The organism is Rhodococcus oxybenzonivorans (genome assembly GCF_003130705.1).
Classification (GTDB): Bacteria; Actinomycetota; Actinomycetes; order Mycobacteriales; family Mycobacteriaceae; genus Rhodococcus_F; species Rhodococcus_F oxybenzonivorans.
In genome coordinates, this window is sequence record NZ_CP021354.1 from 5,508,434 (window position 1) to 5,520,412 (window position 11,979).

General features: G+C 65.0%; 15 protein-coding genes. 8 read left to right on the forward strand and 7 right to left on the reverse strand.

Annotation, left to right across the window (positions count from 1 at the left end; all coding sequences use genetic code 11):
• Nucleotides 1-12: 12 nt before the first annotated feature.
• From CBI38_RS25640 to CBI38_RS25650, 3 genes are all read left to right on the forward strand, one after another.
• Complete coding sequence (locus tag CBI38_RS25640) at nt 13-579, forward strand: hypothetical protein (RefSeq protein ID WP_109333322.1); 567 nt, start codon at nt 13-15, stop codon at nt 577-579.
• 140 nt (nt 580-719) lie between these two features.
• Complete coding sequence (locus tag CBI38_RS25645) at nt 720-2,300, forward strand: ABC-F family ATP-binding cassette domain-containing protein (RefSeq protein WP_109333324.1); 1,581 nt, start codon at nt 720-722, stop codon at nt 2,298-2,300.
• Between the two features lie 13 nt (nt 2,301-2,313).
• Complete coding sequence (locus tag CBI38_RS25650; RefSeq protein ID WP_109333326.1) at nt 2,314-3,120, forward strand: alpha/beta fold hydrolase; 807 nt, start codon at nt 2,314-2,316, stop codon at nt 3,118-3,120.
• 4 nt (nt 3,121-3,124) lie between these two features.
• Here CBI38_RS25650 and CBI38_RS25655 read toward each other — a convergent pair whose 3' ends face one another.
• The 3 genes from CBI38_RS25655 to CBI38_RS25665 form a co-directional block, all read right to left on the reverse strand.
• Nucleotides 3,125-3,502 (reverse strand): VOC family protein, encoded by a 378-nt coding sequence (locus tag CBI38_RS25655; protein ID WP_109333328.1) that lies wholly within the window; start codon nt 3,500-3,502, stop codon nt 3,125-3,127.
• Nucleotides 3,503-3,575: 73 nt separating this feature from the next.
• Complete coding sequence (locus CBI38_RS25660; RefSeq protein WP_109333330.1) at nt 3,576-4,811, reverse strand: acyl-CoA dehydrogenase family protein; 1,236 nt, start codon at nt 4,809-4,811, stop codon at nt 3,576-3,578.
• A gap of 87 nt (nt 4,812-4,898) precedes the next feature.
• Nucleotides 4,899-6,200 (reverse strand): alpha/beta hydrolase, encoded by a 1,302-nt coding sequence (locus CBI38_RS25665; RefSeq protein WP_109333332.1) that lies wholly within the window; start codon nt 6,198-6,200, stop codon nt 4,899-4,901.
• A 66-nt stretch (nt 6,201-6,266) separates the two neighbouring features.
• Here CBI38_RS25665 and CBI38_RS25670 point away from each other — a divergent pair, with 66 nt between their 5' ends.
• On the forward strand, nt 6,267-6,854 hold the full coding sequence (locus CBI38_RS25670) for a phosphoribosylanthranilate isomerase (protein ID WP_109335358.1): 588 nt from the start codon (nt 6,267-6,269) through the stop codon (nt 6,852-6,854).
• A 1-nt stretch (nt 6,855) separates the two neighbouring features.
• Here CBI38_RS25670 and CBI38_RS25675 read toward each other — a convergent pair whose 3' ends face one another.
• Both CBI38_RS25675 and CBI38_RS25680 read right to left on the reverse strand, forming a co-directional pair.
• Nucleotides 6,856-7,752: an alpha/beta fold hydrolase gene (locus CBI38_RS25675; protein ID WP_109333334.1), complete on the reverse strand. Its 897-nt coding sequence runs from the start codon at nt 7,750-7,752 to the stop codon at nt 6,856-6,858.
• 16 nt (nt 7,753-7,768) lie between these two features.
• Nucleotides 7,769-8,413, reverse strand: coding sequence for an alpha/beta hydrolase family protein (locus CBI38_RS25680; RefSeq protein WP_109333336.1), 645 nt, complete (start codon nt 8,411-8,413; stop codon nt 7,769-7,771).
• 128 nt (nt 8,414-8,541) lie between these two features.
• Between CBI38_RS25680 and CBI38_RS25685 the strand changes: the two genes are divergently transcribed.
• The 3 genes from CBI38_RS25685 (at nt 8,542) to CBI38_RS38530 (ending at nt 9,525) form a co-directional block, all read left to right on the forward strand.
• Nucleotides 8,542-9,039, forward strand: coding sequence for a hypothetical protein (locus CBI38_RS25685; protein ID WP_109333338.1), 498 nt, complete (start codon nt 8,542-8,544; stop codon nt 9,037-9,039).
• Nucleotides 9,040-9,128: 89 nt separating this feature from the next.
• Nucleotides 9,129-9,335 carry a hypothetical protein gene (locus tag CBI38_RS25690; RefSeq protein WP_109333340.1) on the forward strand — a complete coding sequence of 69 codons (207 nt, stop codon included), beginning with the start codon at nt 9,129-9,131 and terminating at the stop codon, nt 9,333-9,335.
• 34 nt (nt 9,336-9,369) lie between these two features.
• Nucleotides 9,370-9,525 carry a DUF6131 family protein gene (locus CBI38_RS38530; protein WP_201453406.1) on the forward strand — a complete coding sequence of 52 codons (156 nt, stop codon included), beginning with the start codon at nt 9,370-9,372 and terminating at the stop codon, nt 9,523-9,525.
• A gap of 116 nt (nt 9,526-9,641) precedes the next feature.
• On the opposite strand, the gene CBI38_RS25695 is transcribed toward CBI38_RS38530, so the two are convergent.
• A complete protein-coding gene (locus CBI38_RS25695) occupies nt 9,642-10,481 on the reverse strand; it encodes a ZIP family metal transporter (RefSeq protein ID WP_230989961.1) in 840 nt (279 codons plus the stop codon).
• An 85-nt stretch (nt 10,482-10,566) separates the two neighbouring features.
• Between CBI38_RS25695 and CBI38_RS25700 the strand changes: the two genes are divergently transcribed.
• The gene (locus CBI38_RS25700) at nt 10,567-11,484 is read left to right on the forward strand and encodes an amidohydrolase family protein (RefSeq protein ID WP_109335360.1); all 918 of its coding nucleotides are present in this window, start codon (nt 10,567-10,569) and stop codon (nt 11,482-11,484) included.
• Between the two features lie 72 nt (nt 11,485-11,556).
• Here the strand turns inward: CBI38_RS25700 and CBI38_RS25705 are convergent, their stop codons facing one another.
• Nucleotides 11,557-11,736 (reverse strand): hypothetical protein, encoded by a 180-nt coding sequence (locus tag CBI38_RS25705; protein WP_109335361.1) that lies wholly within the window; start codon nt 11,734-11,736, stop codon nt 11,557-11,559.
• Nucleotides 11,737-11,979: the final 243 nt, after the last annotated feature.

Here is an 11,979-nt window from a genome sequence, read left to right on the forward strand (position 1 = left end):
CAGGAGGACGCCATGAAGAACGCCCAGGCCCCCGGAGACCGCCGTTTCGGCCGTCCCGGCGGATGGCAGCAAGCAGATGTTCCCGATGCGAGCGACGCGGCCGACTGGTTCGCCGGCCGACTGCCCGACGACTGGTTCACCGGGCCGGCCACCGTCGAGGTCGACCGTGAAGAGATCGTCGTCGTGGGAGAGCTGCCTCCCGTCGAGTCCGGCGACTCCGCCTCGGAGGCCGCCGTCGACGGGCGCATCGCACGCTTCCGCGAGAGCACTCGCGCCGACCGAATGCGCATCGCACACGAGGCCGAACTCCGCTACGGACGGAAGGTGGCGTGGGGAGTCACCCTCGACGGCCGCCGCTCGTTGTTCACTCACCTCGCCGTCCCGGTGATGACCCGACTTCGCCAGCCCGAACGCAAGGTTCTCGACACACTGGTCGACGCCGGGGTGGCGCGATCTCGCTCGGACGCCCTGATGTGGACGGTTCGACTCGCAGGCAAGCACAGTGAGCAGTGGCTCACCGAACTGCGCGAGGCGATGGCGAAGGTGGACGAACTGCGCGCGGACGGCCCGCAGATTTAATTCGATTGCCGAGGCATCGGGTGGGCCCTACCCTGAACTCACCCGATGCGCGCAGGGCGCGTCAGACGAAAGGACACGGGCCGTTGCTCCTGACGAGGTAGTTCCGCGAGTCTTCATCCGCACACACCTCGGAGTACCCCATGGCCCAGTCATATCTGTCCCTGTCCGATCTCACTTTCTCGTGGCCTGACGGCGAACCGGTCTTCGACGGCGTCGACGCCGTGTTCGGCTCGGGCCGTACCGGCGTGGTCGGCCTCAACGGTGCCGGAAAATCCACCCTCCTTCGCCTGATCGCCGGCGTACTGCAGCCCGACCGGGGGTCGATCGTCGCACGCGGCGAGGTGGCCTACCTGCCGCAGGACATCACCCTCGATCCGGGTCTGCGGGTAGACCGCATCCTCGGTATCGCCGATCTTCGCCACTCGCTGCACCGGATCGAATCCGGGGTGGGCACCCCCGAGGACTTCGACGCTGCCCAGGGTCGCTGGGACATCGAGGAACGCGCGATCTCGACGCTGCACAAACTCGGGCTCGAACGGGTGCTCGGCTCCGCGAGCGACCTCGATCGCACGGTCGGCACACTGTCCGGGGGTGAAACGGTCCTGCTCGGCCTCACCGCAAAGCTGCTGACCGAACCGGAGATACTTCTGCTCGACGAGCCCACCAACAATCTGGACGGGAGTTCGCGCCGCAGGCTCTACTCCGTCGTCGAGCAGTTCTCGGGCGCCATGCTGGTGGTCAGCCACGACCGTGATCTGCTCGACCTCATGGACGCCACCGCGGAGCTGCGCGGCGGCGGCATCCGGATGTTCGGCGGCAACTTCAGCGTCTACCAGGAGATCGTGGACGCGGAGCAGGAAGCTGCATTGGCCGCGGTGCGGGACGCGCGTGGTGACGTACAGAAGCAGAAACGGGAGCTCGCCGAGGCGCGGATCAAGCTGGATCGGCGCAAACGCTACGGCCAGAAGATGTTCGAGACCAAGCGTGAACCGAAGATCGTGATGGGGATGCGGAAGCGTCAAGCCCAGGAATCGGCGGGGAAGCTGCGAAACAACCACATCGCGAAGGTCGACGAGGCCAGGGAGTCTTTGACGGAAGCGGAGAGTGCCGTCCGGGACGACCGCGAGGTGCGCATCGAACTTCCCGACACCGAGGTGCATTCGGGCCAGGACGTGATTTCGGTGCAGGACCTGAAACTCGGCAGCGGACAACGGGTGTCGCTACACGTCGTCGGGCCGGAGCGTATCGCACTGGTCGGGCGCAACGGTGTCGGCAAGACGACGCTGCTCGACGCAATCGTGAAAGCGGGACCGCGCGTACCGTTCAAGTCCCTGCCACAGCGGCTCGACGTCTTCGACGAGGCGCTCACGGTGGCGCAGAATGTCGCCGCGGCGGCGCCGCATGCCTCGCAGGAGCAGATTCGCGCACAGTTGGCTCGATTTCTGTTCCGAGGGAACGACTCCGACGTGCTCGCCTCGGCATTGTCGGGCGGCGAACGGTTGCGAGCAGCTCTCGCAACGATATTGCTGGCCGAACCTGCACCCCGCCTGCTACTGCTGGACGAGCCGACGAACAACCTCGACCTCCCGAGTCTGTCGCATCTCACGCAGGCGCTCCGCAGTTTTCGCGGAGCACTGATCGTGGTGAGTCACGACCGTCGTTTTCTCGAGGACATCGGGGTGACGCGGCGGCTCGAACTCACCGAGGACGGGCTGCTGTAGGACCGACGGGAAGATCGTGCACACTGGGCGGGTGAAGCACGCTACCAATCCCGTCGACGGTGTCCGGGTCGCGTACGAGACCGTCGGCGACGGGGAACCCTTCGTCCTCATCCACGGCACTGCGCTGTCACATGCCATCTGGCGCGGGTTCGGTTACGTTCGCGCACTTCGGGATCGGTACCGGTTGATCCTCGTCGACCTCCGTGGACACGGCCGCAGCGACAAACCACACGATCCGGCGTCGTATGCCATGGACTTGATGAGCGCCGACATCGTGGCGGTCCTCGACGAGGTCGGGCTGCCCAGCGCGCACGTTCTGGGCTACTCGCTCGGTGGACGTGTCGCGCTGACACTGGCCGTTCAGAACCCCGAACGCCTCGAGAGTCTGATCATCGGAGGCGGCAGCAGCCTCCCGCAGGCCGGCGCCTTCGATCGCTTGTTCTTCCCTGGCTGTATCGACGTGCTCGAGCAGGACGGGATGGATGCGTTCCTCGAACGATGGAATGCCCGACGCTCCTGGCCGATCGACGCAGGCACCCGTGCGGCATTCAAAGCTAACGACGCGAAGGCATTGGCCGCGTACATGCGGCGTTCGGGTGACGAACCGGGTGTAGACGACGAGGTGCTACGTCGGATCGCCGTCCCGACGCTGCTGTTCGTCGGATCCAAGGATGCCGAACGTTTGGGGGACACGCGGCGGGCGGCGTCCCTCATTCCAGGGGCGTCGTCGGTGATTCTTCCTGGCTTCGACCACTCGAGCGCGGTGGCCGCGAGCACCGAAGTGCTCGCGGCCGTCGAGCCGTTCCTGGCTTCGGTGTGAACGGCTACACCCACTCCACCAACTGGATGATCACTCCGTTCGGGTCGCTCATCTGGAAGTAGCGCTCACCCCAGGGTTCCGTTTCGATGGGCGTGACGATCGGGACACCCTCGGCCTGCAGCCGCTCGTACTCGGTGTCGATGCCGTCGACGACCAGCGCGATGAGCAGACCCTCCCCGGCCGCACCCGCGATGTGCGCGGGCTTGAACGTTTCGAGTCCTGTCCGCAGGAAGACCAGGCTGAAGCCGACGTCCTCACGCTTCAGCGACACGAATCCGTCGGCTGCCATGTCCTCGACGAAACCGAGATGGGTCTTGGCGAAATCGGCCGATGCAGTCGGGTCGGCGACGTTCAGTGACAGTGCGCTTGCCGTGACCTTCACAGTGGTGTCCTTTCCTTGACGACACCCCTCTAACGTACGCCGTACGATATTTGTTCCCGGGGCATCGACGACCTCAGACGCCGAGCAGACCCTTCGCGATGTGCGTCACCTGAATCTCGTTGCTTCCGGCGTAGATCATCAGCGACTTCGCGTCGCGCGCCAGCTGCTCGACCCGGTACTCGGCCATGTAGCCGTTACCGCCGAACAACTGCACCGCCTCCATCGCCACCTCGGTGGCCGCGCGCGAGGAGTACAACTTCATCGCCGACGCTTCTGCCAGTGTCACCGGGTCCCCCGCCTCCGCCCGTTCGATGGCGTTGAAGACCATGTTCTGCACGTTCATCCGGGCAATCTCCATCTCGGCCAACTTGAGCTGCACCAGCTGGAACTGTGCGATCTCCTTGCCCCACAACTTGCGGGACTTGGCGTAGTCGACACACAGACGGTGACATTCGTTGATGATCCCGAGCGACAACGAGGCGATGCCGATACGTTCGGCGGCGAAGCTCTCCTTCGCACTGGACTTCCCGTCCGATGCGCCGCCCTCTTCCGTCTCGCCGAGCAGTCGATCGCGGCCGACGCGCACGTTGTCGAAGAACAACTCACCGGTGGGCGAGGAGTTCATCCCCATCTTCTTGAACGGCGCACCCTGGGTAAGCCCCTCCATGCCCGCGTCGAGGACGAACGTGAGCACCTTGCGGTCGCGGCGGTCGATCGACGCGTCGCCGTCGTCGAGCTTCGCGTACACGATCATGACGTCGGCATAGGGCCCGTTGGTGATGAAGGTCTTCTGCCCGTTGAGGATGTAGTCGTCTCCGTCGCGCCGGACATAGGACTTCATGCCACCGAAGGCGTCCGAGCCGGAATCGGGTTCGGTGATGGCCCAGGCGCCCACTTTCTCGAAGGTGACCAGGCCGGGTAGCCAACGCTCCTTCTGCGCCAGAGTGCCTCGACTGCGGATGGTGCCCGCCGCCAGGCCGAGGCTCACGCCGAGGGAGGCGACGAGCCCGAGACTCACCCCCGCCAGCTCGGCATTCATGATGACGCCCATGCTGCCCGCACCGAGACCGGCCGATTTCTCGCCTTTCTCCGCGGATTCGGGGTCTTCGCCGCGTTCGCGGGCCAGCGACTTCTCGAGGGCGTCCCGCGCCATCTCGTCGATACCGAAAGTGGCGAAGAGCTTGCGGATGATGTCGAACGGAGGCAACTCCCCGGTCTCGAGCTTGTCGACGTGGGGTCGAATCTCCTTGTCGATGAAGCCGCGGATCGCGTCGCGGAACATCAGATCGGTGTCGGACCACTGATACATGCCGGGGACTCCAGTCGCTGAAAAGACAATGACACTTCCCCGCAAATATAGAACAGGTTCTCGTTATTGGGAACGAGACCGCGCCCGCTACCTGATGAGCCTCAACCGTTGCGCGAGCCAGGGCGTTTCCTTCTCCAGTCCGGCAGACCACACGGCGAAGCTGTGACCCCCGGGGACCTCGAGGTACTGCACATCCATGCCCGCATCCTTCGCGGCCTGGAAAACCTTCTGCGCGCCGGGCCGGTAGTCCGCGTCGTCGCTGCCGACGACGAAGACCCCGGCCGAGTCCGGGTATTTCTTCGTCGCCATCAGATCGAGCGGATTGACTTTCTCGAATGCAGACTCGCTTCCGCCGAACGCTGCGTCGAGCGTCCTCTGACGATCACCGAGTGTGGGCTCTTCCTGTCCGGAGATGTCGAGGAACGTGGGGTACACCTCGGGATAGTTGGTTGCCATCTGCAGCGAACAGGTGCCGCCGTAGGAGAGGCCGCCTATCGCCCAGGCTCGGGGGTCCCGGTTGACCTGAAGGTTCGAGGCCACCCAGGCCGGAACGTCTTTGGCCAGATAGGTGGCCACGTTGCCCATGGGCGAGTCGACGCACAACGGGTTCGCGATCTGTGAGCCGGTAGCGTCCGCGACCACCACGACGGGAGCAAGACCTTCGTGCTCGGCCGCGAAGGCATCCATCGTAGATGTCAGCTTGCCGCCCGCGAGCCAGTCCTCCGGAGCGCCGGGCTGGCCGGCGAGAAGTACCAGCACGGGCAGCAGAGGCCGAGGATTCGTGAAATATGCAGGGGGCAGATAGATTTCGGCGTCGCGGGCGGTGAAATTCGATTGCGTGGCGGGGATGTGCGCGGTGAGGACGCGGCCCTCATCGCCCATCCCCGGCGGAGGAGTCCACAACGCGTCGAGAGGCGTCCCGGTGACAACCCTCTCGGTGACACCCCCCAGATCGTGAAGATCCACGCGATCGAACGGTTCGTCTCCGAAAGCGGTGCCCACAGTGGGATACGCGTCGAACACCAGATTGATCTGCGTCGCCGACGCGAGCACGACCGCGATTACCGCCAGTACCGACACCGCCGCCGATGCCGCCGTACGTCCGGCCCGAATCCTCGGAATCAGCAAAAGAATTGCGGCCAGACCCACCCCGATCCACACATAGATGGAAATTTCGATCGGGTCAGGAAAGGGTCGGAGGATCTTCTCGACGGCGATATAGACGGCGAGGGTGACCACGGCGGCCACTGCGAGACAGAGCGGCAGGGCTTTCCTGCGAAACCACGGGACACGGGCGGCCAGCAACCACACGCCACCGAGTGCGCCCAGGCCGGTGAGAATCCAGGGCAGAGGCCCTGAAATCACGCTGAGGTCGCTGAGCCATTCCACGTCACGAAGCCTAGAGCGCGAACCCGCACTGCGTCGGCTACTCGAAGCGACCGTTAAAATCGTGTGGTGACGTTCATCAAGGTCTGCGGTCTGCGTGACCAAGCCTCGGTCGATGTGGCCGTGCGACTCGGTGTCGACGCCGTGGGCTTCGTCTTTGCCGAGAGCGTGCGCCGAATTGCGGTGGAGGATGCGGCGGCGCTGATCCGCTCCGTCACCGGTCCCACCGTGGCGGTGGGGGTGTTCAAGGGAAGTTCTGTACCGGAGGTGATCGAGATCGCGGCCGCAGCCGGGCTCGGCACCGTCCAGGTGCACGATGTGAGGTCCGCCGAGGACGTCACCCGATTGCGAGAGGCAGGGCTCACGGTGATCCGTGCGGTGGTTGCCGGGGATTCGTCCGGCGATTTCGGGGCCGACCGCCTCCTCGTCGACGGGGCGACAGCCGGCGCGGGAGTGCCGTGGGACTGGGCGGGGCAGGCCCGACCCGACGGTGAGTGGATCCTCGCCGGCGGCCTGAATCCCGGCAACGTCCGGACCGCAATCGACGCCACCGGCGCGTGGGGTGTCGACGTGTCGAGCGGTGTGGAATCTTCCCGCGGCGTCAAGGACGCGGCGCTGATCGAGCAGTTCGTTTCCGCGGTCCGATCAGGAGCGTGACTCAGGCGGGCATCCCTGTCACGGAATCTTCGGCGTCCCAGGAGGCAAGGACGGTGCGGATACCCACCACTAACGCCAACGGCTGGTCGATCATCACGTGATGCCCCGCGTCCGGGATGTCCGTCACCAGCGCGGTCGGGCCGAATCGCGCCCTCATAGTCCTCATCATCTCTTCGTCGACGATCCCGTTCTCGGCACGGAAGAACGCGATGCGGCAGCGGGGTTCTGCCGCGACCAGCCGATCGCTGCCGCTGCGGGCGAAGAATCCGGGGTCGAACTTCCACGACCAGCCGCCCTCCACCTCCCGCATCGAGGTCTCCGCGACGTGGTCGCGGACGGCCGGAACCGCCGACTCCTGCGGCGGCACGAACCGGAAATGGGCGAGCGCATCGGCCTTGCTCGAATACACCTTCTTGGGCCCGAACGCCCGCTGCTGCCGTGCCGCTTCCTCCTCGGGTGTCTGGGCGCGAACGGGTGAATCGATCAGTTGGACCCCGGCCAGATCCTCGCCGAACAACTGGGCGGCCACATAGGACACCATTCCGCCCATGCTGTGTCCGACGAAGGCCGGTGGACCGGAGATACCAGCGGGTTTCGCGACGGCCAGGGCCTCTTCGGCCCACTGCTCGAGCCCGTAGTGCTCGCGAGAGTCACTGTCTCCGTGTCCGGAGAGATCGAGAGCGACCACCCGTCGTCCGGTGGCCAGCATGGGTGCGACGTGATCCCACCACCTGCTGTGTGCCGCTCCACCGTGCACCAACACGATTCCGGGGGTTCCCGTCGGCCCCCACGCGCGGTACCGGATCTGTGCGGCGGCCACATCCACCTGGCCGACCTCCACCGGGCAGGCCAGGGCCGAGGCGAACCAGTGGGGCGCGCCACTCTGTACGTTGCTCATCAATCGAACATACCGATCACTTTTCCCGACGCTGAAGAAGGTCGAACATCGCGGCGACAGCACGGTCGACCACGGGAAACTTGTCCGGGGCCAGGTCGTGGCGCGCACCGTCGAACTCGACGAGGATCGTCGTCCCCGGAATCAGTTCGAGTGCCGATTCCATTTCTTCGGTGGTTGCGAACGGATCCTTCGAACCGTGCACGATCACTGCGGGCGTGCGCAGGTCCGGAAAATGGTCTGTGCGAGGCTTCTCGGGTTTCGCCGGTGGATGCAGCGGATAGGACAGCAACAGGAGGGCATCGATCCCGGCGGGCACCTCCGCGGCCAGCATGGACGCTTGACGACCGCCGTACGAATGCCCGCCGGCCCACACCGGCTCGGGCCCGAAGTCACGCATGACGGCGACGGCCTCCGCAACGCCCTCGCGATCCTCCGCTGCCCTCGACGGATGCGGCGGGCCCGACGCACGGCGCTGTCGAAAGGGCAGGTCGAACAGCAGGACCAGCACGCCTCGTTCCACGAAACCCTCGGCCATCGCTCGTAACAGCTTTGTGTCGCAGTTACTTCCCGCCCCGTGCGTCAGCACCAACCCGGCCACCGGATCACCCTCCGGGCGATGCAACTGCCCCCGCACCCCCTGCTTCTGCAGCAGTTCAGTCATTCGATCACGGTAGCCGGTTCCGTTCCCTGGCCACCGCGCCCGCCCACAGTTGGTTTCGATTGGCTTTCGATCTGTTTGCCGAGGGGGTCGAGTGGGTATCTTTACCCTACGACTGCTGGGAGTAGCACATGGATACCACCACGACCGTCATCTGGATCGTCGTCGCGATCGTCGTCGTCCTTGCCCTGATCGCGCTGGCCGTTGCCGCAACGCGCAAGCGCAAGCAAGCACGGCTCCACGAGGCCCAGGACATCCGCACAAAAGCCCAGGAACAGGCTTCCATCGTCGGGCAGCGTGAAGCGATCGCCGATCAGACTGCCGCCGAGGCACGGCGGGCCCAGGCAGATGCCGAGGCCAAAGCCGCGGAGGCGTCGCGACTTCAGCACGAGGCGGCGACGCACCAGCGCACTGCCAGCACGTCCCGGGAAGAGCTGGACAAGGAGTGGAAGCGGGCCGACAAGCTCGATCCCACCACCAAGTCCACGAATGCGGACGCGAACACGAATACGGACACGACCGGCACCCGGTCGAACGACACCCGGACCAGTGACGTCCGATCGAATGAGACCCGATCGAACGACACGCCCGGTGCCCATTCAAAGCCGACCGATACAACGCCGACGTAACAACATCGGCGCGGCCTGCCTCGCCCCACAGAAGCAAAGTGTGACACTGTGCCCCGGCTCGAGCCGGCACTCACCATGGGAGGTCGGAAATGCGCATCGGACGACTCGTCACGATCATCGTCGTGGTGTGGTTGATCATCGGGGCTATCGCCGTCTGGCAGCGCGGCTACTTCCAAGAGGCCAACGCCGACTGCGCGAGCGCGGGCACCATCGCCGTCACCGTGATCGCAGGCCCACTCAACTACGCAGGCGTGAACCCGAAGGTGAACTGTGAAGTGCCACAGCCGAGTCAGTAGTCTCGGTCCGTCGAAAAGGAAATGAGGCAATACCGTGATCATCCTCGGAATCATTCTGCTGATCATCGGTCTCGTCGCGAAGATTTCGATCCTCACGACAATCGGGATCATCCTCCTGGTCATCGGTCTCGTCCTGATGGTGCTCGGTACGACAGGGCGCGCCGTCGGCGGGCGAAAGTACTGGTATTGACGGCTCGACCGTCCTCCGGTAACTGACCCTCTCCGACCGCCGTCGATCCCGACGGCGGTCGGAGACGCACGGAGCCGGCATCCGGTCCGGCTGTCCGGATTTCAGCTGTCCGGGCTTCAGACGGTGGCGAGGACGTACGAGAGGACGAATCCGGCCGCAGTGCTCAACGCGACTGTCGGGCCGCCTTTTTCGTATGCCTCGGGCATGAGGGTGTCGGCGAGCGAGGCCAGTACGGCACCGGCGGCGAATGCAAGTGGCAGAGAAATGGTCTCGGGTGAACTCGTGGCCAGCGGACCCGCGCCGATGACGACGGCCGCGGTGAGCAGAGCGGCGCACACCACCCAGGTGCCGACAACGAAGGCCTGTGTCCTTCCTTGTGCACGCATCGATGCACTGCCGACCAAGGCCTCGGGAAAGTTGGAGACGAAGATCGCGACGAGAAGGGTTACGCCCCCGGTACCCTCACCGAGAGATACGCCGAGCGCAATGTTCTCCGGCACGCCGTCGAGCGTCACCGCGGCGAGGAGCGCGAATCCGGCCATCCCGCTCACAGAAGCCGTCGAGGGGGCAGTCTCCGACGCGGCTGCGTCGACGTCGAGTTTCTCGCTCCCCTGACGTTGTCGATGCGTGCCCTCGGCGAGACGGTCGAGCCGCTCGCTGAGAACGGTGAACACGACGGCCCCCACAGCCAGACCGAGCACGGCCCGCCAGATACCGCCCTTCTCGTACGACTCCTCGAAGAGTTCGAAGGTCAACGCCGTAATCAGGGCGCCCGAGGCAAACGCCAGCATGCCGGCGAGCATGCGTTTGGGAATGGTGAATCGGCCGCCGACCAGCGCTCCGATAACCAGCGCGCTCGACGCGATCACCCCGAAGATCAGCGACTCGACGATGATGATGCCTCCTCGTGCGGAGAAGGCCCGATGACCTTCCTGGATACACCGAGTACCCCGCACAGATGAGTTTGCGCAGCACCGACGAGGTCATGTGGTTCAGCGGAGAAAATGCGACGGCACCGACCGGATGGTAGAAGATCGCACCATGGCTTCTCGTTCGTGGATCGACACCCATGTCCATCTCGTCGACTTTCTGCAAGCTCCCGCCGACACCGCCGAGCTGCGCGACGCGCTCGTCCGCAACGGGGCCCGGCGTGCCGTAGTCTTCGGTCTTCCGGTGAAGAAGAAATGGTCGGTCGCCGAGCCCGTTCAGCCCGACTACTACCTCGACGACAATGCACCGTGCCACTACCATTCGCTGACCGATGCGACCGTCCTCGACCTCCTCCCCGACCTCGAGGCGGAGGGGCAACTCGAGGTGGCGCCGTTGATCTGCGGCTTCGATCCCACCGATAAGCTGGCGATAGACCACCTGGAATTCGTCTGGAGCCGCTCGGACCGGTGGGCCGGGATCGGTGAGGTGATGTTCCGCCACGACGATCTCACCAACCTGACACTCGGCGACGTTCCCGCACCCGATCACGAGGCCATGGACGCGGTTCTCGATTTCTGCGCCCAGCAGAAGGTCCCGATCTCCCTGCACCACGACTCGGCGTCACCGGGCCTTCCGGACCGGCACGAATACGTCGGCAAACTCGAGAACGCGCTCGACCGGCATCCGACCACCTCGGTGGTCTGGTGCCATGCCGGTGTCTTCCGCCGCACCCGTCCCTCCAACCAGCTGGATCTGGTACGCCAACTGATCGAACGTCACGCCCGCCTGACCATCGAACTGTCCTGGGTGCTGCTCGACCACATCACCGACGGCACCGATACCGACCCGGACTGGATCGCACTTCTCGCCCGCCACCCCGATCGCTTCGTGGTCGGCACCGACACAATCGCAAGCGCGGATACCGTCGACGCCCGCGCCCGCCAGATCCACGCCCTGCTCGACGCTCTCCCCGACCCCGCCGCGAGGTGCCTCGCCGAGGACAACGCGCAGGCACTGTGGTTCCCCTGACAGCGCGCTACCGCGCCTGTGAGTACTTAATAACCGCGGAAGGTTAATAAGTACTCACGGGTGCCGGAGGCGCTACTCGGGGGCCTGATCCTCGGGCTCTACCGGCTCGACCTTTTCACGATCGGACGCATTGCCTTCGACTCCTTTGGCCTCACGCTCGGCGGTCAGACGTTCTTCCATGTCGTCGACGAGGTCGGCAATCCGCTGATGCTCGGGGAGGTGCTGACCATGTCGATCTTGGTTCGCCTTCATCACGCTCCTTCCGGGTCGGTGCGGGAGTTCGGTATCGGTCCGACTCGGGTCCACACATTTCGAACTGTACGCCGATCGACGTCCGGCGTCGGGAAATGCGACACGGTACTGGACGCCCGTCCTGGTCGCGAAACACCCGCAGTGAAACGCGTTGCAGACCAGTGGCATACGCTCGACGGTACTGCGAATGTGCCACTGCGCTCGACTATTTCGCCATTGTGGTGGCTTATCCGCTTCGATACG

Excerpts from the sequence above, each read along its gene's own strand:
- CBI38_RS25640 (WP_109333322.1), top strand. The coding sequence starts at position 13 with ATGAAGAACGCCCAGGCCCCCGGAGACCGCCGTTTCGGCCGTCCCGGC.
- CBI38_RS25645 (WP_109333324.1), top strand. The coding sequence starts at position 720 with ATGGCCCAGTCATATCTGTCCCTGTCCGATCTCACTTTCTCGTGGCCT.
- CBI38_RS25660 (WP_109333330.1), bottom strand. The coding sequence starts at position 4,811 with ATGTATCAGTGGTCCGACACCGATCTGATGTTCCGCGACGCGATCCGC.
- CBI38_RS25675 (WP_109333334.1), bottom strand. The coding sequence starts at position 7,752 with ATGAGCAACGTACAGAGTGGCGCGCCCCACTGGTTCGCCTCGGCCCTG.
- CBI38_RS25680 (WP_109333336.1), bottom strand. The coding sequence starts at position 8,413 with ATGACTGAACTGCTGCAGAAGCAGGGGGTGCGGGGGCAGTTGCATCGC.
- CBI38_RS25685 (WP_109333338.1), top strand. The coding sequence starts at position 8,542 with ATGGATACCACCACGACCGTCATCTGGATCGTCGTCGCGATCGTCGTC.
- CBI38_RS25690 (WP_109333340.1), top strand. The coding sequence starts at position 9,129 with ATGCGCATCGGACGACTCGTCACGATCATCGTCGTGGTGTGGTTGATC.
- CBI38_RS25700 (WP_109335360.1), top strand. The coding sequence starts at position 10,567 with ATGGCTTCTCGTTCGTGGATCGACACCCATGTCCATCTCGTCGACTTT.
- CBI38_RS25705 (WP_109335361.1), bottom strand. The coding sequence starts at position 11,736 with ATGAAGGCGAACCAAGATCGACATGGTCAGCACCTCCCCGAGCATCAG.